Raw genomic sequence first — 22,236 nt, 5'->3', positions numbered from 1 at the left:
TGCGCGGTCGGTATTCGTTTAGCGGCTGTGGTGTTTGGGCCAGGTCAGTCCCAGCGCAGTCCTCCGCGTCGCCACTCATAGGCGTAGGCAACGGAAACGTTGATGAGGAACAGCGCGACCGCGATCAGTCCGAACCAGCCGAGGCTGTCGGACGCGACTGCCCACGGATAAAGGAAGACGATCTCGATGTCGAAGATGATGAACAGCATGGCGGTCAGGTAGTACTTCACTGGGAAGCGCTGGACCAGGCCCGCTGTTGGGGGAAGCGGTTCGATGCCGCATTCGTAGGCTTCGAGTTTTGAGCGGTTGTAGCGGCGGGGGCCGATGACGGAGGCGATTACCACCGAAACCACTCCGAAGGCCAGTGCGATGCCGCCGAGAACCAAGATCGGTCCGTACGCATTCATGCCCGCACGCCTCCACTTTCACTACGCGCGGTGAGTGGCTACTCACCAAGACGATTAACTGTGACTCACTGCACACCCTACTCACGTAATTGCGTGCGCTGTGGGACTTCTCGGCGAATTTGTCCTTCCGTGAAGGTGGCTGCCGCGCGGTGACTTTCGGGATATAACGACAAGGGTTACGCGGTCGCCGCATCGGCTGGCCGCCCTTCGATAGGAGTCCGCCTTGACGCGTCTTGCACAGACCCCGGGCCTCACCGAGTTTCAGACGGATGTGCTTGCTGCAGTGCGAAGCTTCGTCGACAAAGAGGTGATTCCGAATGCCCAAGAACTGGAACATTCGGACACGTACCCGCAGGAAATTGTCGACCACATGGCGAACATGGGCCTGTTCGGACTCATGATTCCGACCGAGTACGGGGGCCTGGGCGAATCACTGTTGACCTATGCGCTGTGCGTTGAGGAATTGGCCCGCGGATGGATGAGCGTGTCGGGTGTCATCAACACGCACTTCATCGTCGCCTACATGATCGGCCAGCATGGAACGCAGGAGCAGAAGGATCGTTTCCTGCCTCGGATGGCTACGGGCGAAGTACGCGGAGCGTTCTCGATGTCCGAGCCAGCGTTGGGTTCAGACGTTGCCGCGATTAGCACGCGCGCCACGCGCGATGGCAGTGACTACGTCATCAACGGGCAAAAAATGTGGCTCACCAACGGCGCGTCCTCGACGCTGGTTGCCGCCCTCGTCAAGACCGAGGAAGGGGCTGAGAAGCCGCACAAGAATCTCACCACCTTCTTGATCGAGAAGCCCGCCGGATTTGGCGAGGTCGTCCCCGGGATTACGATCCCCGGGAAAATTGAGAAAATGGGTTACAAGGGTATCGACACCACCGAACTCATCTTCGACCGTTATCGGGCCCCAGCGTCGGACATTCTCGGGGGAACCCCCGGTCAGGGCTTCGGCCACATGATGGATGGCGTCGAGGTGGGGCGTGTCAACGTCTCGGCACGGGCCTGCGGCGTGGCCTTGCGGAGTTTTGAATTGGCGGCTCGCTACGCGCAGCAGCGGGAGACATTCGGCAAGCCGATCGTGGAACATCAGGCCATCGCTTTCAAACTTGCCGAGATGGCGACCAAGGTTGAGGCCGCTCACCTCATGATGGTTAACGCCGCCCGCCTCAAAGACTCTGGCGACCGCAACGATGTAGCTGCCGGGATGGCCAAATACTTGGCGAGCGAATACTGCTCGGAGGTCACGCAGGAGGCCTTCCGGATTCACGGTGGCTACGGCTACTCGAAGGAGTATGAGATCGAGCGGCTCATGCGCGAAGCCCCATTCCTACTTATCGGTGAGGGAACCAGCGAGATTCAGAAGACCATTATCAGCAAGGGCGTCCTTCGCAGCTACCGACTTTGACGGCGTCGATTTCCTGACGGCGATGCAGGCCACCGGTGAAGGCGTGCACGCGATCATCGCGAAGAACGTAGGGCGGTGCGGCCAGGGAAAGCACCGAACTCGCCTGGCCGAGGTCGGCTACTGCAGTAAACCCACAACGGTCCGCGGCAATGCGAGCGGATCGATCGGGAGGGTGGCGGTGGCGTCGGCGCGTGACCAGTCAGCGAGCCAGCGGTCATCCTTTCGGGCAATCAGCAGCAGGATGGGCGGGCATGGCTCGTACTCGTCACGAATCTGCTTCGCCAAACCCATACCGCCGGTGGGCGCGGCTTCACCGTCGAGAATGGCCAGGTCAACGGTCCGCTCGTCCAGATGGGAGAGGACCATCGGTGCGGTCGCTACCTCAACAAACTCAAGATCGGGCAGATCGGGATGGAGTTGTTCACCCAACGCTCCCAGAACTTGACGCCGCGTTCCGGGATTGTCGGAGTAGACGAGGACCCGAAGCGTGACACGGTCGTCAGTGGGGGAAGTGTTCGCGCGACTCACGCCTTCGACACTAATGCTGAACTACGACTGCGCGGGGCCGTCTGAGGCGTTTGCCTTCGCGATCGCCGCACGTACGCGACCAGCAGCAGCATCAACGGCGTCGCGAAGCGAGTCGCCGGCGAGCGTTCGGCTGACCAGTCGAGCAGCAAAAGTGTCACCGAGGCCTTTGGCCACGGTCGACAATTCCGGTCCGGTCACCACCTCGCTGTCGCTCCCGGAGACGATGAGATTGCCGATGGTCGCCGGCGCTGTCGCCAACCCGGTGATGACGACCCGGGCACCCGGCGCTGCGGCAGTCCGCAAGGTCTGTGCGCGGTCGATGACGTCAGCGACATCGGCCCCGGCCTGCCGTGCGGCCTCCGCGTCCGGGCGTGCCGAAAGGTGCTCAAGCTCGAAGGTATTCGGTGTGACGATCATGGCCAGTGGAACTAGTGCGTCGCGGACGGCAGGCGCGACGGCCGGGTCGGTGTAGAAGCCCACGTCGGCGTCGCCGAATGTCGGATCCAGTATCAATTGGGGCCGAGTTTCGGCGTCGAGCTCGCGGTACCAGTCGGCGATTGCATGTGCCTGGTCCGGTGCGGCGAGGTACCCGACGGCGATCGCCCGAACGGACCGCAGTGCGCCGGTGGCGGCGAGGTCGTGCAGCGTATCGGTGATCCACTGCGCCGGTACGTCGATGCCGTGCACCGACGGGTAGTGCGGCAGGTTGCTCAAGATGACCGTTGGGATCGCGGCACACCGCACCGCCGATTCCGCGTAAACGGGGAGACCGGCATTGAGGCCGACTGAACCGAAGGCCAGCTGTGATCCGAAGACCACGACTTCCGCGGGGCGCACATCAAGTTCCAAGGCATTGGCACCAGCTGTCGACAGGATCGTTTCGCTGGGTGATGTGGGGTGCTCGGCGGAGGCTGGCATCAGGTCTCATTCTGGTAGATATCGTCGGTCGCGTGAGTGTCCGCGCCAGCGTCGAGGATAGTCACGAGGTTTTCGATGCGTCGTCTCACGTTCGACGTTCCCGACGCGTCTGCTCTATGAATGGAGATAGGAGGCTGTCATGAAGGGGCTGGAAAAGGCGCGACGGCACGCGGTCGTGCAGACCGCGCTGGGCGAACTCACCATGGTTGCCGACGGACCGGCACTGGTGGGGATCTACTTTCCGAATCACTGGCACCTGCCGCCGGAGTCCGATTACGGAATCGTTGGCGACTCGTCCGACGAGGTTTTTGCCGCCGCGATCATCGAGTTGAACGAATACGCGGCGGGGGAGCGACGTGAGTTCGACGTACCCATTGCCACCTCCGGCGATGACTTTTCCGAACGAGTGTGGGAAATGCTCCGGGAGATTCCGTACGGCCAAACCACCACTTACGGGGCACTCGCCGTTCGCCTGGGGAATCGGCATCTGGCGCAGCGGGTCGGGCAATGCGTCGGTCACAACCCGATCAGCGTGATTATCCCGTGCCACCGCGTCGTGGGTGCGGACGGATCGTTGACAGGTTATGCGGGCGGATTGGGCAACAAGCGTCGCTTGCTGGAGATCGAAGAACCGCCCGAAGTCGCTGAGTCGAGACTGTTCTAAGGATGAATAGACCGTTCGAGCGGGCCGTGGAGCAATACGGGACCACCGTGTTGCGGGTGTGTCGCGCAGTCTTGGGGGCTGGCGCGGACGCGGACGATGCGTGGTCGGAGACCTTCCTATCGGCGTTGAAGGCCTGGCAAGCGTTGGACGAAGGCACCAACATTGAGGCGTGGCTGGTGCATGTCGCCAAGCGCAAAGCCATTGACGTGGCACGGGCCCGGGCGCGGCAAGCGATCCCCACCGACGACCTTCCCGAATCCGTGTCGACCGAAGGTATCCCCGGCACCGAAAACCGGGACGTGTGGACCGACGTCGCGGCACTGCCCGAGCGGCAACGACTCGCCATTGGCTACCACTACCTCGGTCGCCTCACGCACGTCGAGACCGCGGAACTTATCGGTGGGACACCCGACGCCGTTCGCCGCGCCGCCGCCGACGGCCTGAAATCGCTACGCAAGACCTACCGGAAGCGTGATGAACCATGACTGATATCGACCTATTTGCCGTCGATTCTGCCGATCTGGCTCGATTGCGGGCGCGCTTGGTTAACGCCGCGGACTCCTTGCAACTCCTTGATCTGGCGTACCGCATCGTCGACACCCCAATTGGCCCACTCCTGCTCGCGGCGACCGATGCCGGTCTGGTGCGCGTCGCCTTTCAGCGTGAAGATTTCGACGCGGTCCTGGAGGATCTCGCAACCACGATAAGCCCCCGAATCCTGCGTGCCCCAACAAGATTGGATGAGATCGCGACGGAGCTCGACGAGTATTTCGCGTCGCGTCGCCGCGTGTTCGACGTCCCCCTGGACCTGCGGCTGTCGTCCGGATTTCGGCAGACCGTGCAGCGATTTCTGCCGCATATCAAGTACGGGCAGACCGCGTCGTACAAGGAGGTTGCGGCCTCGGTCGGCAACCCGAACGCGGTGCGGGCCGTCGGGACTGCCTGCGCAACTAATCCGCTGCCGATCGTCGTCCCCTGTCACCGTGTGTTGCGGGCCGACGGGAGCCTGGGCGGCTACCTCGGCGGTACAGCGGCCAAGGCCGCACTACTGGAATTGGAGCGTGCGGCGTGAGCGATGATTCAGGCCTCGTGGTGGGCGACGACGGACTTGGCCGCCCGGTCTGGGCGAGTGTGGATCCGCTGCTCCGCGACTACTACGACACCGAATGGGGCATGCCGATTCGCGACGAACAAGGCATGTTCGAGCGCTTGAGCCTCGAAGCCTTCCAGTCGGGCTTGTCGTGGGCCACCATCCTCCGCAAACGACCAGCCTTCCGGAAGGCGTTCGCCGCCTTCGACCCCGAACGGGTGGCACGGTTCGACGACGGTGATGTTGAACGACTCATGGGCGACGCAGGCATCGTCCGCAATCGGATGAAGGTGAACGCAGCGATCACCAATGCTGCCGCTACCCTGCGCTTGCGGGAGCAGGGTGGGCTCGCCGACTTTATCTGGGGCTTCCAGCCAGACGTGACGCCCGAACCACAGACGCAGGCCGACGTGCCGACGCAGTCGCCGGAATCGGTGGCCTTGGCCAAAGCACTGCGCAAAAAAGGATTCTCGTTCGTCGGGCCGACCACCATGTACGCCTTGATGGAGGCGGTCGGCATCGTCGATACGCATCTGCTCGGGTCTCACCGTCGCGGTACGTCGGGTGTCTGGAACCGGTGACGGTTTTCCGCGTGAACGCGAACGGGCCGTTCGACCATGCTGCCGCGATCGCCGTTCTGGCAGCGCATCGCATTGAGGGGCGCATGCGGGTCGACGTCGAATCGGCTGCCGTCACCCGACTGTTCACCGTCGACGACGCCGTGCATGCGGCCTCCTGCGAACTGGACCCTGGGGGAGTCACGATCTCAACCAACACCGTCGACGACGGCGTGGTCGAAGTGATCGCCGGCGAGGTTGAGCGCTGGTTTGATCTCGCCACCGATCTGGGGCCGATCAACGCGCACCTGGCGACCGATCCCTTGTTCGCGGGGCATGTCGCCGACCATCCGGGTCTGCGGATCACGGGCAGCCCGGAGCCCTTCGAAGCCGTGGTACAAACAGTCCTCGGTCAGCAAGTGACGCTCTCGGCCGGGAGATTGTTCGGTGCCCGCCTCGTCGCGGCGTTCGGAACACCCGCCCCAAACGGACTCCTGACCTTCCCGACACCCCGAACGCTTGCCCGAGTTCCGGTTGACGATCTGCAGTCAACTTTGCGACTCACCGGTGCCCGTGCTCGCACGGTGCACGGAGTGGCCGACTTTTTCGCGGCTCGTCCATCGAGTGCCACATTGCCGCCACGATCGGAGCTCGCCGGTCTGTACGGCATCGGCCCGTGGACCCTCGACTACCTGGCGGTGCGTGCTGGCGGCGACCCCGATGCGTTCCCGCATTCGGACGCGGTGCTGCGTCGAATGATGCGAAAAGCGAACCGAGGTGATGATGCGGACGCGCGGTGGCGGCCCTTCCGCAGCTATGCCGCGGCGAGGCTGTGGGCCCTATCTGGAGCCCTCGACTAACCTGGGACATGGCTCATCGCCCGCAATACCGCGGTTAGACGACGTAAATTGCGACGCGCCTGACTGCTTGCTACAGCTAGCGGGCCAGGTCACAGGATTCAGGAATGTGTGTATCGTCTCGCATTCGCGGGTCCGCTCGATTCGCGTCACGATCAGCGGGACAATACAGGGCGACTGACCTATCCATGAGTTCCACAAGAACGATAATTCAGAAGAGGTTGCCACAGATGGCCTCACAGCCGAACACAATCATTTACACACTGACTGACGAAGCTCCGCGACTCGCGACGGCCTCGTTCCTTCCGATCATTCGGACTTTCACCGAGCCCGCAGGCGTCGATGTCGAAACCTCTGACATCTCCGTTGGTGCCCGCATCCTCGCGGCGTTCCCCGACTTCTTGACCGAGGAACAGCGCGTCCCGGACAACCTGGCGGAGTTGGGTCGCCTGACGCAGGACCCCAGCACCAACATCATCAAGCTCCCCAACATCAGCGCCTCGGTCCCGCAGCTGCACGCCGCGATCGCTGAGTTGCAGGACAAGGGCTACGCGGTTCCGGACTATCCGCAGGATCCGAAGACCGAAGAAGAAAAGGCGATCCGCGACCGCTACTCGGCTTGCCTCGGCAGCGCCGTCAACCCGGTTCTCCGCGAAGGCAACTCCGACCGTCGCGCGCCGAAGGCCGTGAAGGAATACGCGCGGAAGCACCCGCACAGCATGGGCAAGTGGTCCATGGCGTCGCGTTCGCACGTCGCGCACATGACCCACGGCGACTTCTACGCCGGTGAAAAGTCGATGGTCGTCGACCACGACTGCGACACCCGCATGGAGATCGTCACGAAGAGTGGCGAGACGATCGTGCTGAAGGAGTCCGTCCGCGTCGACGCTGGCGACGTCATTGACAGCATGTTCATGAGCAAGAAGGCCCTCCTCGAGTTCTACGAGGATCAGCTCAACGATGCCCGCGACACCGGTGTGATGTTCTCGCTGCACGTCAAGGCGACCATGATGAAGGTCTCGCACCCGATTGTCTTCGGTCACGCGGTCAAGGTTTTCTACAAGGACGCCTTCGCCAAGCACCACGAACTCTTCGAGGAGTTGGGCGTCAACGTCAACAACGGCCTCGTTGACCTGTACGACAAGATCGACAAGCTGCCGTCCTCGCTCCGTGAGGAAGTTCGGCGCGACATGCACGCCTGCCACGAGAATCGCCCCGAACTGGCGATGGTCGACTCGGATAACGGCATCAGCAACTTCCACTCGCCGAGCGATGTGATTGTTGACGCCTCGATGCCGGCGATGATCCGCGCGGGCGGGCAGATGTACGGCGCCGACGGTCGTCTGAAGGACACCAAGGCAGTGATGCCGGAGTCGACGTTCGCCCGTATCTACCAGGAGATCATCAACTTCTGCAAGACCAACGGTGCCTTCGATCCGACCACCATGGGCACAGTCCCGAACGTTGGCCTGATGGCGCAGAAGGCCGAGGAGTACGGCTCGCACGACAAGACCTTCGAAATCCCGGAGGACGGCGTCGCCAACATTATCGACCTGTCGACCGGCGAGGTCCTGCTGTCGCAGGACGTCGAAGAGGGCGATATCTGGCGCATGTGCACCGTCAAGGATGCGCCGATCCGCGACTGGGTGCGGTTGGCGGTTGAGCGGTCCCGTGAGTCGGGCATGCCCGCCGTGTTCTGGCTTGACCCGTACCGCCCGCACGAGAACATGCTCATCGGTAAGGTTCGCGAGTACCTCAAGGACCACGACACCGAGGGCCTCGACATCCAGATCATGTCGCAGGTGCGCGCGATGCGTTACACCCTGGAGCGTTTGGTCCGCGGCCTCGACACGATCTCCGTCACCGGCAATATCCTGCGCGACTACCTCACCGACCTGTTCCCGATTTTGGAACTGGGTACCAGCGCCAAGATGCTGTCGATTGTTCCACTGATGGCCGGCGGCGGGCTCTACGAGACCGGCGCAGGCGGCTCGGCACCGAAGCACGTCAAGCAGCTCGTCGAAGAAGACCACCTGCGGTGGGATTCGCTCGGTGAGTTCTTGGCACTCGCGGTGAGCATCGACGACCTGGGACGCAAGTCGGGGATCCAGAAGGCCCGCATTGTGGGCCAGGCCCTGGATGTGGCGACCGGAACGCTGCTCGACAACAGTAAGTCGCCGTCGCGCAAGACCGGCGAGCTCGACAACCGTGGCAGCCAGTTCTACCTCGCCCTGTACTGGGCGCAGGAACTGGCCGCACAGACCGAAGATGCAGAGCTCGCGGCCTACTTCAAGCCGCTCGCCGAGAAACTGGCGGCGCAGGAAGAAACCATCATCGCCGAGCTGGCCGCAGTGCAGGGCGGCGCGGTGGATCTCGGTGGCTACTACCTCGCCGACGAGGAAAAGCTCGACGCTGCAATGCGTCCGAGCGCAACCTTCAACGAAATTCTCGCTTCCGCCGGTAGCTAGCGGCCGGTAGGCCAAAGTAAGCGAATGTGCGCTGTTGCCGCTGAGCGGTAACAGCGCACATTCGCATTTCCGGGCTCCTTGCCCCGCATCGAGGAGCCCCCAGTCCGAGAGTGAATAAACTGGGTTGGTGACAACTTCGCTGAAGTCTCCGTTGGATCGGCATTTGTCGGCGGTGCTCGCTGACTTTCTGGACCAGCGTCCGTCGTCGGCTGAGGAAGATGTTCACATGATCGCCGACATCGTCGATCACGTGATTACTCGCTGCAGTCGTCCGGGAGAGATAGTGTTCGATCCGTTCGCCGGTTTCGGAACTACGATCGCCCGCGCCGTGGAACTCGGCAGGGAAGCACTCGGTATCGAGCTGCTTCCCGAGCGGGTGGACTATCTGCGGGAGCGGACGCCTGCGGCGCGAATCTATGAGGGTGATGCCCGGGGCATGGTTCGCGTTTTGCGGGCGGCGGGGGAGAGCTCAGATGGATCTGTTGGCCTCATCCTGACGTCGCCGCCGTATATGACTAGGGAGAATCACGACGCCGACCCCTTGACTGCGTACGAGGAACAGGACGGCAACTATACCCAGTACCTGAACGAGCTTGGATTCGTCGCGGCGCAATGCGCGCACCTGGTAGCGCCCGGCGGGTACGTCGTCTGGAATGTGGCCGACATTCACCACATGAGCGACACCACGCACCTGATCGACGATTGTCGGCAGGTCCTCGCGCAGCATCTGGTCTACATCGGGACCACCGAGATCGTGTGGGATCAGTACCCGCACGACCTGGTTGCCGACGCGCTGCTGGTATTTCAGCGACGCTGAGGGATCTCATTCAAGGCAGTCGGCGAGTGCGGCTGCCAGATAGTCGTCCTCGAAAATCGAACGGCCGACAGAAACCGAACGGCCGACAGCGACCGCATGACCCAACTTCACCACCGGGCTCGGATCCTTTGTCTCCAGGAGTTGGTACAGCACCGCGATCTGAGCCCAGTCCGTCGCGTCCATGCTGGGTGCTTCGGCATGGACCGCGGCGATCGCTGCCTGAATGGCGTAGGGGCCTGCAACTCCGCTGTTGCATCGTTGCGGTGGCCACGAGCAAAGCGTGGGCGATCTCCGCGGTCGTGAGCCCGGCAACAAAGCGCAAGGTGAGCGCGATGCGGTCTTCCAGTGGCAAGACGGGGTGTGCGCACGCGAAGAACATTCCAAGCCGGTCATCGGTCACCATATCGGGTCCAATTTTCCCGACAGCCTCGTAAGGGTGGCGAGCAACCTGGATCTGGCCTCACGGTCGACGGCTGCGACCGCCCGGCGGGCCTCAGCGGGGGGAGGCTCCCGGACGGTGCGGAGGGACCGTCATCGGTCATTACGGCGCCCGCGGGCTGATCTCGACGTGCCCCCCCGGTGCCGCGCCAGAAGCATCGGTGTGGACGTAGACGCACTCGTCTTCGAGGGAGAACGAGCTGACGACCACGCCAGCATCGGTGATCTCCTTGTCGAAGGCGAAGAACTCTTCCGGGTCGGCACCGCCGTCTCGCCCGCAGGCCGGATCTTCGACATATGGCCGATCAGTAACAGTGCATGTTTCATGACTACTCCCTGTGGTTCTTCCGGGCCGAACTACCCGACACCATGGCGACGTACGCGGAGCGACGAAATCGACAGTTCTCGGTGCACAGAAACGAAAGAACGCCTGACCCTTGCGGGTCAGACGTTCTCTCTAGGGGTGGATGACGGGACTCGAACCCGCGACAGCCAGGATCACAACCTGGTGCTCTACCAACTGAACTACATCCACCATCGACTCAGTTCGCAACGGATATCCGTTGTTCCCGAGCCAGGACCATACTCTAGCGGAGTTACCGTCCGAAACTCCAATCGGTTTAGCTACCAGTGACTTTACGCCGGGCCAAGCTTTTCGACGATCGCCTCAAGCGTCTTGGCATCCGGTCCGGGAGCGGCGACAAAGGCCGCCTCGCGGTAGTAGCGGAGTTCGCGGATCGACTCGCGAATATCGGCCAGTGCGCGGTGTGCGAGGCCCTTTTGTGGCTGACCGAAGTAGATCGGCGGGAACCAGCGGCGGCACAGTTCTTTAATCGAGCTGACGTCGACCATCCGGTAGTGGAGGTATGCATTCAGCTCGGGCATATCGCGCACGATGAAGCCGCGGTCGGTGGCAATTGAGTTGCCAGCGAGTGGTGCGGCACCGGCCGTGGTGATGTGCTCGCGGAGATAGTCCAGGACCATCTTTTCGGCCTCGGCGAGAGTGACCGTGGACGCGCGGACCTCCTCCGTCAGCCCGGAATCGGCATGCATCTTGGTCACGACGTCGGGCATGTTTGCCAGGGCCTCGTCGTCGGCATGGATCACCACGTCGACGCCGTCTCCGAGAATGTTGAGGTCGCTGTCGGTGACGAGAGCGGCGATTTCGATGAGTTTGTCGGATCCGACATCGAGACCGGTCATCTCGCAGTCGATCCACACCAGTTTGTCTTGCACGCAGTCAACTGTAGTGCCGTCACAGCACGACTGTCCGGGGGGATCGAGGACGATGACTACTCGGGCTCCCCCATCTTGCCGTAAAACCTCCCGACAATCGGCGCGACGATCGCGCGCGGCGAGTAGCCACCCGCCACCGACATGGCCTTGCTTAGCGTGCCCGGCACGACGCGCATTTTGTTGCGCGCCAACGCATCAAGGCTCATCTCCGCGACCTTGTCGGACGAGTGCCACAGGAAGTCGGGGACCATCTTGTCGACGATCGACTCGTCTTCAGGTGCGGGAGTCTGGGTGCGGACCGGACCGGGTGCCAAGAGGGTCACATGGACGCCGGCGCCCCTGAGTTCGCCGCGCAACGATTCGCTGAAGGTATTGACGAAGGCCTTCGATGCGGCATAGGTGGCGTTGTTCGGGATCGCCATGTTGCCAGCGGCCGACCCGACCATCAGGATGCCGCCCGAACCGCGCTGAACCATCTGCGGAAGTACTGCGAGCGTCAACTCCTGCACGGCGTTAGCGTTGAGACGCAACTGGGCTCGCTCGTACGCCGCGTCCAACTCGGCGATCGGACCGAACGTCGCGATGCCCGCGTTGTTGCAAAGAATGGAGATTTCACGGCCTACGAGTTCGTCGCAAAGGGTTGCGACGGCGGTCAGATCAGACAGGTCGACGGCACGCACTTCGGCTTCGACACCGTGGTTGGTCGTCAATTCGGCGGCCAGCTCGGCGAGAATCTCACCGCGCCGTGCCACGAGGATCAGCGAATGACCACGGGCCGCGAGTGCTCGGGCTAGGGCCATTCCGATACCCGACGAGGCGCCGGTGATGACTGCGCGGGCCGTGGGCTGAGGAGCGGGAACAGACATGCCGGTCATGGTACTGCGGGGCGGCTAGGAAGCGATCTCCGGTTGGGTCAGGATGGGCAGATGAAAAAGCTTGGCAAATGGCTCACGTGGTCCGGACTCGCCATCGCGATCGCGACCGTCGTCGCGGGAACGGTGCTGGCTGTGATGGGGTTCGGCAAGATGAGCGACTTCCAATCCGATGCATTCGGTGTTGACGGACCCACGGAGTTCGTCGCGGAGGCAGACGCGATCCTGGTGCTGTATTCGTCGCAGGTCGGCTTCGACGCACCAAAGTGCACTGCTACCGGCCCGGCCCGGGTGGAGTCGGGGCTACAGCGGACCAATTCTTCGGTGACCTACAACAACCGTTCGGTGTCCAGCTTCCAGTCCTTCCGTTTCACCAAGGCTGGTACTTACACGATCGTGTGCGACGCCCCCGACGTCATTGCGGGCCCTCGAGATCTGGCGGCCGGCATTTTCACCGGCGTGGGCGGCATTCTGCTGGCGGTATTTGGCGGTGGGTTCGGTGTGTTGCTTCTGGTGATCGGCGCAATCTTGTGGATCATCGGGGCCAACACAGCCAAGGCTCCGCCTTCCACGGTCTGGGTATCCGGTCCACAGCCGTACGGGACACAGCCGTACGGGACACAGCAGACTGGGATGTCGAGCTACCCAAACGACGACGATCTCAATCGGCCGGGCAACTAGGACCGAGCGAAACCTAGCTGCTCGTTTGGGCTTCGGTGAATCCGGCATTACCTATGATTGGACACGCCGTCACCCGTCCGGAGCGGCGGTTCCGCACCGTGAAAGGCTTTGTGAATGACCGAATCTCACGCAGCTGTCACTTACGCCAACTACGTCCGAATCGAAAGCGCGCGAATGTTCGCGGGCATCACGGCCTTTGCTGGCGGCACCAACAAGTGGGGGCACTACCGGGTCCCGACGCCCATCGACCAGCAGACCGTCATCCGAATGAATCGGGACACCCTTTACAGTGCGGCGATCGTCGACGTTTCGCGCGGCGCGACACTGACGATCCCCGAGGTCGGTGACCGGTACGTCTCGGTGATGATCGTCAGCGAGGACCACTACGTCAATCGCGTTTTCCACGGCGCGGGCGAATACTCGCTCACCGCAGCCGAATTGGGGAGCGACTTCGTCCTGGCTGCGGGACGGGTCTTAGTTGATGCCGAAGACCCGGCCGACGTTGCCGCCGTCAACGCAATCCAGGATGGGTTCGGGCTGCACTCCGTGGCAGGCGGAACCTTTGTACCGCCGACCTACGATGAACCCTCCTTCGAACGCACCCGAAATGCGCTCCTTGAACTGTCCCGCGGGCTCGGGGGATTGGACGGTTGCTTCGGTCGGCGCGAGGACGTTGACCCGATTCGGCACCTCCTGGGGGCAGCATCGGGATGGGGCGGCCTGCCGGAGCAGGAGGCCTACTATGTGATGGTCGACCCAGGTCTGCCAGTAGGGGAGTACACCCTGACGGTGGGGGACGTCCCGGTCGACGGTTTCTGGTCAGTCTCGATGTACGACGCCGCAGGCTACTTCTCGGAGAATGAGGCCGGCGCGTACAGCGTCAACAACATCACCGCCGACCGCAACGACGATGGCACCGTCACCATCAGATTCGGCGGCGACCCAAGTCGGCCGAACACGCTGCCCATCGTGGAAGGCTGGAACTACTTGGTCCGCCTGTACCGGCCGCGACCAGAAATCCTCGACGGCACCTGGCAGTTCCCCACCATCCGGCAGGAGACAGCGGCATGACAGGAGACAACGGCATGACAGGCGACAGCGGCATGACCGGCAACCTCTCTGATCTCATCGGCGCCTACTTCTACGGGTTCCCCGTCGTTTTCAACATTGAGCAGGTTGAGCGATACCTGACGACAGGCGTCGGTAAGAACCCGGCAGCCGACTTCAACACCTTTAGCCATGCGCGAGGCCTCGCTGGCCCCGAAGACACCTTCGTGACCATCAACAACGACACGCTGTACTCCATGGCTCAGCTCGATATGAGCGTCGGACCGATCCTGCTTGAGGTACCCGAGACTGCGGGCCGGTACTTCGTCCTGCAGTTTGTGAGTGCGTGGACCGAGAACTTCGCGTACATCGGACATCGGGCCACCGGGCCGCGCGCCGGTCGTTTCCTCTTGGTTCCGCCGAACTGGGCGGGCCCGATCCCCGACGATGCCATGCTGGTGCGGGTCCCGACACGGGTCGCTTCGATCGTCGGGCGCTGGGCGGTCGCCAACGACGATGATCTGCCGAACGTGCACGCACTGCAGGACGCCACCACGTTGACCCAGATCGATCCGGCAGCTGTGCCCGCCGGAGTGCCCTCGATCGACGCCGGGTTGTCGGACTCGGCGGCATTCTGGCAGCGATTTGCGCGATGGAGCGAGGCGTTCGCACCCGCTGACCGTGACCGCGAGATGCAGGAGCGCTACGTCGAACTCGTCGCCGCGGCCAGCGCGGAGGACCTTGAAGCGGCCGTCGAACAGGGGCAAGCCAAGCTCGAGGAGATCCTGGGCGCGGGCGGCGGCAACGACGTGGTGAATGGGTGGAACCTGGCCTACCACTCGTTCGACTACAACCTGGATTACTTCGAGGTCGGGACGCTGGATCTTCCCGAGTTCAAGATTGCCGATCCGCAGCGTCGCGTCGTCCAGCGGGCAGCGGCCGCCCTCGGCGGGCTATGGGGCAACCACGCGTACGAGGCCGCCTACATTGCGACGTACGTCGACGATGCGGGTGAGCAGTTGGTCGGCACCAACACCTACCAGCTCCACTTGCTGGAGTTGCCGCCGGTCTCGGCGTTCTGGTCGTTGACCATGTACGACGTTCCCGACTACTTCCTGGTCGCGAACGCGGCGAATCGCTACTCGATCGGTGATCGGACCGCGGGGATCGAATTTGAGGACGATGGTTCGCTCATCATCACCATCTCCCACGACGAGCCCGACGACGCGCGTGCCCGGGCCAACTGGCTCCCCGCCCCAGCGGGGCCTTTCCGCCCGATCCTGCGCATGTACGAACCGGCTAACTCCGTCTTGGACGGCACGTACACGATCCCAGCAATCACAAAGATCTAACGTCGGGACGCTCCTAAGCGCAGACTGTAAGGACAGCTATGCGGTAGGCGGTCAGGGAAATCGGTGAGGTGGACGTAAGGCGGACCGATATCGAGGTATGACCATGGGAGCGTTCCTAACGGTGCATCGGCGGGCGGGCTTGTGGCTGTCTGCGTTAATCGGAATTGCTGGGTTTATCGCGCTGTCCGAAGTGGATCGGCTCCTCCTGCGGACGACCGACGGCGCGCTCTCGCTCAGTGCGGCGCATGCCCCGGGAGGGGTCTTTCAGTCCGACCCGCAACAGTGGTCGGGCTGGAGTTCCGGCGCGGCCACCATCGTCGAACGACTGACCGCCTGGTACGTCGGACTCGACGCGGTCTTCACCATCGGTTACGTGACGGCGCTGCTCCTGGGCTCAAGTTTCATCGCCCACCCGATCGTGAGGCGCGCGGTTCGGGCCTGCATCGTGGCCGCAATTGCAGGTGAAGCCGTGGAGTCGATCGCGGTACTTGCCTTGGTGCACGACGCACCCGAGATGCTGCAGTGGCTGCTCAGAATCGGTAGCGCAGTGAAGTGGCTGTCGTTGCTGATCGCGGCGGTCCTGGTGGTCGCCTCACCGCAGGTTCGTCGCCAATTGACCGTGGCTGTGCGGGTTCTGTGGACAGGGCTCTGGGTGCAACGACTGTCGGTCTTCGTCGTGCTGGTCGCCGCAGTGGCCGGTGTGGTGTCGGCGGCGGGTCCGCTCGACCAGTTTCCCGACGCTCAACGACGTTGGTTGGACGACCTCGGGAGCGGCGATCATCTGTGGTCGCTGTTGGCGGGCGGAGTGGCAGTGGCGGTCGTCGCCGGATCCTTGTACGTCGTCGGGACTGCACGGGCCAATCGTGTCCGCCGCAGGTACACCGACCTAGATTCCGGCGGCCTCCGCCGTGCACGACCGCCCGCCTTGCTGCTCCCCTGGACGGTGGTGCCCCTCGCATTGGTTAGCGGCATGCGATTCCTCGACTGGCGCGGTCACGAGAACCTCGTTGACGTTCACACCCTCGTCAACACCGGAACTGTGCTCGTGGTGATTGTTGCAGCGTCGGCGTCGGCACGTTTGGCCACGTTCGACCCCAAACTACGCACCCCACGCTGGCCGGTAATTGACGCGGTCATCTCTCTCATCGCCTGCCTGGCGTTCCTCGGGCTGGCCGGGATGCCCGGTTGGGCTGCGGCGTGGGTCGTCATCGCGATCATCTCCGGGTTCGTTATCGCGACGCTAATGCGCCGACGTGCTTCCCCGATCGTCTCCGCCGCGATGCCGACGATGCCACCGGTCTCGGCAAACGAACGGATTGTCGTGGCACAGTGGGTGGCACGCGCAATGCCAATGCTGTTCCTCGCCGTGTGCGCCTGGGGCGGGGTGCGGTCGTTCACCGCGCCGGTGATCCTGACACTGGCCACGTCCAGCGGAGTACCAGTCGACTGGGCACAAGGTGCGGTGCTGACCGCCAGTTGGCTTGCGCTCGTTGTGGTCGGAGCAGTGGCAAGTTGGTGGGTACCGCGCCCGAGCAGATTCGATGCGAGTTCGCTTCGAATCAGCAGCTGCCTCACGGGCCTGGTCGTCATCGTCGGACTGGGGATGCTCGGATCCTTTGTGTTCTGGCCGCTGCCACTATCGGGAGTCTTCGGGGTAGTCGGCACCACGACAATGGTGATCGGTCTGATTGCGGCCCTCCTCGGTTGCGTCGTCGTCGGATTGCAAGACCGTGAGCCGCTCGATATTTTCGGTGCGCTCCGGTTTACCGGAACCCCGGTCCTCACCATCTGCCTTGTTATCGCTGTCCTGGCTGCGGCGGGCGGCGGACCGCCGCGACTGCACCGCATCGCCTTTACCGAAGTGACGGACACGTCCGAGCGACTCGACCTGCAGGAAACATTCCAGAAGTGGCTCGACAGGTCGAAAGCCTGTGATCGGCAGGTTAACGGCGTGGACCGACCGGTGCGGCCGATGATCATGGTTGCTGCGAGCGGTGGTGGGATTCGATCGGCAGTCTGGACCGCGAACTCCCTGGCCACCATTTCCGCTGCCGATTCCGAGGGCAACCGAATCGATCCGTGCGGGCAGGTCGCGGTGTTCGCCTCTGTTGGCGTCAGCGGTGGTTCGGTCGGACTGGCACTGGCCCGTGCAACCTCGCCGGATGTGCAGTGGAAACCAGCTGATCTTCGGCGCGATGTAGCAAACCTCAGCAACCCCGATGCGCTAGCGGCCGGGATCAGCGGCCTCCTGGTGTCGGACGCCTTGGCCTCTGCCACGGGGATTCGCGTGCAGTGGGTGAACGGCCAGATCGGGTGGCGCGATCGGGCCGCCCTGATGGAACAGCGGTGGATCCGCGCAGTTCCGAACCTGAGCGACGACTTTGACTGGACGAATGCCCGCGGTCCCACCGGTGCGCTGATCTTCAACGCCGCGTCGGTCAGTGGCCCGTGCCGACTGCTCGTCGGACAGGTGCAATTCGCCGCCCAGTCCTCAGGTATCAACTGCGACGGTCATGAGGGTGTGCCTGCACGATCTATGGATTTCGCCTCGGTGTTTGGCAAATGTTTGCCGGTGACCAGTTGGGCCACAACGGCCATGCTGTCTGCCCGCTTTCCGTACGTGACACCGTCGGGCCGCGTGCAGGTTGATCAGCCGCCAGCCGGAGCGCCCGGATACTGTGCGGACAATTCGCTGCAGATCATCGACGGCGGATACGTCGAAGGGGAGGGGCTCGGAACGATCGCCGACATGTCGGCGCAAGTCGCGGAATTGGTGCGGGAGCAGAACGCGAAACCCGGCGGCCCGATTGTCGTTCCGGTGGTCGTATATCTGAACGATGAGCCCAAACCGCCGACCCGGTTGGGCTCGAACTCGCCATCCCCAGAAGCGCTGGTCCCTCCGTCTTCCAACAATCCGGGCTCAATGGCTTGGCCGGACGCGTCGATTGACCGAATCAATGCCGCATTCGACGCCGTGTGTCCACCGGTGAAAGACGGTGGTTGCGGGTCGGCGCGAGAGCAGCTGTTCGGCGGGTCGTGGCCCATCGGTGTGCGCAAGGGATCGGTGGTGACGTCGGCCCCGCCGATTGGGCCTTCAGTGGAACTGCCACTCGGATGGACCCTGTCGAGAGCGAGCATCAGCTTTCTGCAAACAGCCAGTGGTCAAACACTGTGCGGGCAGCAAAGCGTCGCGGCCAATCCGCAACAGACGAGCACCGCGCTCGCAGGACTCCGCACCCTGATCTGTGTGCATCCTTAGCTGCGACCCGCCGCCCCGCCCTTCTCGCATGATGCGTTGATTCCCGCTCCACGTCAGACGTGGAGCGGGAATCAACGCATCATGCGAGAACGAGCGGGGGGCTCGCCTGAGTCGGCGGTGTCGGTCAGGGCATTCCGGCGGCGACCTCGGTGCCCTGGCGGATGGCGCGCTTCGCGTCGAGTTCGGACGCTAGGTCGGCGCCGCCGATCACATGGGTGATGATGCCTGCGGTGGTCAACGGATCAACCAGGTCGCGCACAGATTCCTGGCCGGCACACACGACGACGTTGTCGACCTCGAGAATGCGCTTGCCCGTCTCGTTACCTTCCTTGTCGTGGAGGGTGATGTGCAGGCCGGCGTCGTCGATCTTGTCGTAGACGGCGCCCGAGATCTGCTCAACGCCCTTCATCTTGACGCTGGCGCGGTGCACCCACCCGGTCGTCTTGCCGAGGCCTCGGCCCTGTTTGCCGGTCTTGCGCTGGACCATGAAAACCTCGCGGACGGCAGGCAGCGGGCGCGGCTTGGTGAGGAACCCGGGGGTGTCGAGGTCGTCGGTGACGCCCCACTCTTGCTCCCACTCCTTCAAGTTCAAGGTGGGGGACTCGTCGACGGTGAGGAACTCGGAAACGTCGAAACCAATGCCACCCGCACCGATGACGGCTACCCGCTTGCCGACCTCGCGGTGACCGAGGACAGCGTCGGCATAAGACATCACCATCGGGTGATCGATGCCGTCGATCTGCGGGATGCGCGGCACCACACCCGTAGCGACAACCACCTGGTCGTAGCCGCCGTCGATGAGTTCCTGCGCGGTGACACGGGTTTCGAGATGAACGTTGACGTGGTTGATCTCCAACTGGCGGCCGTAGTAGCGGATCGTCTCGTTGAACTCTTCCTTGCCCGGGATCCGAGCGGCGATCGAGAACTGGCCACCGATGCTCGTGCCGCCCTCGTACAGGTCGACGCGGTGACCGCGCTGCGCGGCCGACACGGCAGCCGACAATCCGGCGGGACCGGCACCGACCACAGCCACGCGCTTCGCAGTGCGGGTAGCGCCTAAGGTCAGGACGGTTTCCCGACCAGCGCGCGGGTTCAGCAGGCAGGAGACCTTCTTGCCGACGAACGCGTGGTCCAGGCAGGCCTGGTTGCAGCCGATGCAGGTGTTGATCTCGTCGGCACGACCATCGCGCGCCTTGTTAACAAAATCCGGGTCGGCCAGCAGCGGGCGAGCCATCGAGACGGCGTCAACCTTTCCGCGCTCGAGAATTTCCTCGGCCACCTCCGGCGTATTGATGCGGTTCGAGGCGATGAGTGGAATGTCGACGACGTCGCGCAACCGTTCGGTGAACTTGACGAACGCGGCGCGCGGGACCGATGTCACGATGGTCGGGACCTGTGCCTCGTGCCAACCGATGTCGGTGTTGATGGCGTCGACGCCGAGTTCTTCGGCACGCTGGGCCAGCAGGGCGATCTCGTCGAACGTCTGACCGTTCTTCACGAAGTCGGCGACGCTTTGCCGCAGGATCACCGGGAAGTCGCGCGGCACCTTCTTGCGGACATCCTTGATGATCTCGACGAGGAATCGCTGGCGGTTCTCGGTGCTGCCGCCCCACTTGTCGGTGCGGTCGTTGGTGTGCGGGCACAAGAACTGGTTGATCAGGTAGCCTTCGCCGCCCATGATCTCGATGGCGTCGTAGCCTGCGCGATGCGCGAGCTTGGCGGCGCTGCCGAACGAGCGGATAACGTGCCAGATCATCTGCTCGGTCATCTTGATGTGCTTGAACGGGTGAATCGGGCTGGGCTCGCTACCGGCGGCGACCTTGAACGGGGTGTAGCCGTACCGACCCGCGTGGATGATTTGCAGCGCGATCTTGCCACCCTCGGCATGAACGGCCTTGGTGAACTCGCGGTGACGGATCATGTCGGCGTTGTTGGTCATCTTGCCCGCAAAGGGCGAAAGCAAGCCGGTTCGGCTCGGCGAGAAGCCGCCGGTGATGATGAGGCCGACTCCGCCGCGGGCGCGCTCAGCGTAGTACGCCGCTAGCTTGGGGGTGTCCCACAGCCGATCTTCGAGGCCGGTGTGCATCGACCCCATGACGACGCGATTGTCGAGCGTCATGCCGCCAATTTTCAGCGGCTCCATGAGTCGAGGGTAATGGGCGTTGGGCGCTGATTGGGCTGTCATGGCGCGACCTTTCTTCCGAAGGATTGTTGCAGGCTGTGGTGCATGTGAAGTGCTTGTTCGGGGGAGCGGATTAGGGGGCGGCAGAGGCTGTCGCGGTGGTTCGGGCAAGTTCGCGTTCGTAGCGTTCGAGGACTTCGTCGCACCAGCCGACGGTGTGCTCACTCATGCGAATGCCGCCACGGAGAACCAGATACTGGTTGAGTTTGCGGCCGGTGAGATTGTCGGGCTCGGGGTAGTACTGCTCCGACCATCCTCGGTAGATCTCCAGGAGACCATTGGCCTCATCGCGATGAGCGCGAAGTTCGCTGATGACTGTCGGGAGGTCGCCCAGATCGGCGGCGCGAAGCTTCACTCCGAGGTCACTGCGCAGCGGGGTCAGCGGGGTGGGGCTGTTGACCCAGTCGGCGAGCATCGCCTCGCCCGCGTTGGAGAGCGTGTACACCTTCTTGTCGGGGCGTCCGTCTTGCGCAATGGATTCAAAGCTCACCAGTCCGTCGGCGTGCAGCTTTTTCAGAGTCCGGTAGATCTGCTGGTGCGTAGCCGACCAGAAATAGCCGATCGATCGGGAGAACTGCTGACCGATTTCGTAGCCGGTGCCGGGCCGCTCGGAGAGCGACACAAGGATTGCGTGCTCGAGTGCCATGAACACAACCTAGCAATGCAACTACACACTATGCAATAGGGTTCATATGAACCTTGGTGCATAAGTTTATATAGGTCTTTGGTCGGAAGCTTCCTCCGAAGGCGGCAACCTCGCGCGCGGTGTGCGGTGGTGGGTCTCGTTTGCTGATAAGAATGTGGCCGTGACCTCGTTTCACCGCATTGCACTCCCCGGAACCTCTCCCGAAGACGTTGTCTGCCTTCCTGACGGCAGGATCGCCACCGGGCTCGACGACGGTCGCCTGTTGGCCGTCGATCCTGTCAGTGGGGAAGTCGCGGTCCTTGCTGACACCGCCGGGCGACTACTGGGCTTGGAATTCGCGGAAGACGGCAGCATCTACATCTGCGACCACGACCGTGGACTCCTGGTTCTCGACGCCGGCCAATCGCGTGCTCGAGTGCTAGCCGACTCGGTGGATGGTCGTCCCCTGCGGTTTGCGAGCAACGTCGTCAAGGCATCCGACGACACCCTCTACTTTTCGTCGTCGTCGCAGAACTTCACGATCGACCGCTGGCGGTCGGACCTCATTGAGCATTCGGGTACCGGCCGCCTGATGCGACTGCGGCCCGGTGGCTCTGTCGAGGTGCTGCGCAATGATCTGCAGTTCGCGAATGGCGTGGTCCTGGGACCGCATGATCAGTACGTCCTCGTCGCGGAGACCGGCGCATCCCGAATCTCGCGCTACTGGCTGACCGGTGATGCCGCTGGGACGTCCGACGTCTTTCTCGATGGACTCGGCGGCTACCCGGACAATATGTCGATCGGCAGTGACGGACTGCTGTGGG

20 protein-coding genes, 1 tRNA gene and 2 pseudogenes are annotated in these 22,236 nt (G+C 63.1%); 13 read left to right on the top strand and 10 right to left on the bottom strand.

Annotation, left to right across the window (positions count from 1 at the left end):
- Window positions 1-44: 44 nt before the first annotated feature.
- On the bottom strand, window positions 45-407 hold the full coding sequence (locus tag AC1L34_RS07570; RefSeq protein WP_424294437.1) for an NADH-quinone oxidoreductase subunit A: 363 nt from the start codon (window positions 405-407) through the stop codon (window positions 45-47).
- 223 nt (window positions 408-630) lie between these two features.
- On the opposite strand from AC1L34_RS07570, the gene AC1L34_RS07565 reads away from it, so the two are divergent.
- On the top strand, window positions 631-1,821 hold the full coding sequence (locus AC1L34_RS07565; RefSeq protein ID WP_424294438.1) for an acyl-CoA dehydrogenase family protein: 1,191 nt from the start codon (window positions 631-633) through the stop codon (window positions 1,819-1,821).
- A gap of 117 nt (window positions 1,822-1,938) precedes the next feature.
- Here the strand turns inward: AC1L34_RS07565 and AC1L34_RS07560 are convergent, their stop codons facing one another.
- Window positions 1,939-2,349: a DNA-binding transcriptional response regulator gene (locus AC1L34_RS07560; protein WP_424294439.1), complete on the bottom strand. Its 411-nt coding sequence runs from the start codon at window positions 2,347-2,349 to the stop codon at window positions 1,939-1,941.
- Between the two features lie 21 nt (window positions 2,350-2,370).
- Window positions 2,371-3,267, bottom strand: a complete 897-nt coding sequence (locus AC1L34_RS07555) for a PfkB family carbohydrate kinase (RefSeq protein WP_424325597.1) — start codon at window positions 3,265-3,267, stop codon at window positions 2,371-2,373.
- A 139-nt stretch (window positions 3,268-3,406) separates the two neighbouring features.
- On the opposite strand from AC1L34_RS07555, the gene AC1L34_RS07550 reads away from it, so the two are divergent.
- The 7 genes from AC1L34_RS07550 to AC1L34_RS07520 all read left to right on the top strand — a co-directional run bounded on the left by AC1L34_RS07550 (window position 3,407) and on the right by AC1L34_RS07520 (window position 9,720).
- The gene (locus tag AC1L34_RS07550) at window positions 3,407-3,931 is read left to right on the top strand and encodes a methylated-DNA--[protein]-cysteine S-methyltransferase (protein ID WP_424294441.1); all 525 of its coding nucleotides are present in this window, start codon (window positions 3,407-3,409) and stop codon (window positions 3,929-3,931) included.
- A 2-nt stretch (window positions 3,932-3,933) separates the two neighbouring features.
- On the top strand, window positions 3,934-4,416 hold the full coding sequence (locus AC1L34_RS07545) for an RNA polymerase sigma factor (RefSeq protein ID WP_480035247.1): 483 nt from the start codon (window positions 3,934-3,936) through the stop codon (window positions 4,414-4,416).
- A complete protein-coding gene (locus AC1L34_RS07540) occupies window positions 4,413-5,003 on the top strand; it encodes a methylated-DNA--[protein]-cysteine S-methyltransferase (RefSeq protein WP_424294443.1) in 591 nt (196 codons plus the stop codon). The genes AC1L34_RS07545 and AC1L34_RS07540 overlap by 4 nt, the downstream gene beginning before the upstream one ends.
- The gene (locus AC1L34_RS07535) at window positions 5,000-5,602 is read left to right on the top strand and encodes a DNA-3-methyladenine glycosylase I (protein ID WP_424294444.1); all 603 of its coding nucleotides are present in this window, start codon (window positions 5,000-5,002) and stop codon (window positions 5,600-5,602) included. Before AC1L34_RS07540 ends, AC1L34_RS07535 begins: the two co-directional genes overlap by 4 nt.
- Before the next feature lie 11 nt (window positions 5,603-5,613).
- The gene (locus AC1L34_RS07530) at window positions 5,614-6,438 is read left to right on the top strand and encodes a DNA-3-methyladenine glycosylase family protein (RefSeq protein ID WP_424294445.1); all 825 of its coding nucleotides are present in this window, start codon (window positions 5,614-5,616) and stop codon (window positions 6,436-6,438) included.
- A 227-nt stretch (window positions 6,439-6,665) separates the two neighbouring features.
- A complete protein-coding gene (locus tag AC1L34_RS07525; protein ID WP_424322427.1) occupies window positions 6,666-8,903 on the top strand; it encodes an NADP-dependent isocitrate dehydrogenase in 2,238 nt (745 codons plus the stop codon).
- A 127-nt stretch (window positions 8,904-9,030) separates the two neighbouring features.
- Complete coding sequence (locus AC1L34_RS07520; RefSeq protein WP_424294214.1) at window positions 9,031-9,720, top strand: DNA methyltransferase; 690 nt, start codon at window positions 9,031-9,033, stop codon at window positions 9,718-9,720.
- A gap of 6 nt (window positions 9,721-9,726) precedes the next feature.
- Here AC1L34_RS07520 and AC1L34_RS07515 read toward each other — a convergent pair whose 3' ends face one another.
- The 5 genes and pseudogenes from AC1L34_RS07515 to cmrA all read right to left on the bottom strand — a co-directional run bounded on the left by AC1L34_RS07515 (window position 9,727) and on the right by cmrA (window position 12,260).
- Window positions 9,727-9,903, bottom strand: a complete 177-nt coding sequence (locus AC1L34_RS07515; RefSeq protein WP_424294222.1) for a hypothetical protein — start codon at window positions 9,901-9,903, stop codon at window positions 9,727-9,729.
- A 118-nt stretch (window positions 9,904-10,021) separates the two neighbouring features.
- Window positions 10,022-10,099 (bottom strand): annotated as a pseudogene (locus AC1L34_RS07510) (hypothetical protein); the annotation flags it as partial.
- 521 nt (window positions 10,100-10,620) lie between these two features.
- A tRNA-His gene (locus tag AC1L34_RS07505) sits at window positions 10,621-10,693 on the bottom strand.
- A gap of 101 nt (window positions 10,694-10,794) precedes the next feature.
- Window positions 10,795-11,394, bottom strand: coding sequence for an oligoribonuclease (gene orn / locus AC1L34_RS07500; RefSeq protein WP_424294215.1), 600 nt, complete (start codon window positions 11,392-11,394; stop codon window positions 10,795-10,797).
- A gap of 56 nt (window positions 11,395-11,450) precedes the next feature.
- Window positions 11,451-12,260, bottom strand: coding sequence for a mycolate reductase (gene cmrA / locus AC1L34_RS07495; protein WP_424294216.1), 810 nt, complete (start codon window positions 12,258-12,260; stop codon window positions 11,451-11,453).
- A 60-nt stretch (window positions 12,261-12,320) separates the two neighbouring features.
- Here cmrA and AC1L34_RS07490 point away from each other — a divergent pair, with 60 nt between their 5' ends.
- The 4 genes from AC1L34_RS07490 to AC1L34_RS07475 all read left to right on the top strand — a co-directional run bounded on the left by AC1L34_RS07490 (window position 12,321) and on the right by AC1L34_RS07475 (window position 18,605).
- Complete coding sequence (locus AC1L34_RS07490; protein ID WP_424294217.1) at window positions 12,321-12,947, top strand: hypothetical protein; 627 nt, start codon at window positions 12,321-12,323, stop codon at window positions 12,945-12,947.
- A gap of 114 nt (window positions 12,948-13,061) precedes the next feature.
- The gene (locus tag AC1L34_RS07485; protein WP_424294218.1) at window positions 13,062-14,018 is read left to right on the top strand and encodes a DUF1214 domain-containing protein; all 957 of its coding nucleotides are present in this window, start codon (window positions 13,062-13,064) and stop codon (window positions 14,016-14,018) included.
- 32 nt (window positions 14,019-14,050) lie between these two features.
- Window positions 14,051-15,346: a DUF1254 domain-containing protein gene (locus AC1L34_RS07480; protein WP_424322440.1), complete on the top strand. Its 1,296-nt coding sequence runs from the start codon at window positions 14,051-14,053 to the stop codon at window positions 15,344-15,346.
- A 97-nt stretch (window positions 15,347-15,443) separates the two neighbouring features.
- Window positions 15,444-18,605 carry a hypothetical protein gene (locus AC1L34_RS07475; RefSeq protein ID WP_480035246.1) on the top strand — a complete coding sequence of 1,054 codons (3,162 nt, stop codon included), beginning with the start codon at window positions 15,444-15,446 and terminating at the stop codon, window positions 18,603-18,605.
- 124 nt (window positions 18,606-18,729) lie between these two features.
- Here AC1L34_RS07475 and AC1L34_RS07470 read toward each other — a convergent pair whose 3' ends face one another.
- The gene (locus tag AC1L34_RS07470; RefSeq protein ID WP_424296181.1) at window positions 18,730-20,790 is read right to left on the bottom strand and encodes an oxidoreductase; all 2,061 of its coding nucleotides are present in this window, start codon (window positions 20,788-20,790) and stop codon (window positions 18,730-18,732) included.
- Window positions 20,791-20,860: 70 nt separating this feature from the next.
- Complete coding sequence (locus AC1L34_RS07465; protein WP_424296183.1) at window positions 20,861-21,433, bottom strand: PadR family transcriptional regulator; 573 nt, start codon at window positions 21,431-21,433, stop codon at window positions 20,861-20,863.
- A gap of 121 nt (window positions 21,434-21,554) precedes the next feature.
- Between AC1L34_RS07465 and AC1L34_RS07460 the strand changes: the two are divergent.
- Window positions 21,555-22,190 (top strand): annotated as a pseudogene (locus AC1L34_RS07460) (SMP-30/gluconolactonase/LRE family protein); the annotation flags it as partial.
- Window positions 22,191-22,236: the final 46 nt, after the last annotated feature.

The sequence above is a fragment of the Gordonia sp. 34D genome (assembly GCF_056682775.1).
The sequence above is the reverse complement of the archived record's forward strand: the minus strand, read 5'-3'. Positions and strand labels throughout refer to the sequence as shown.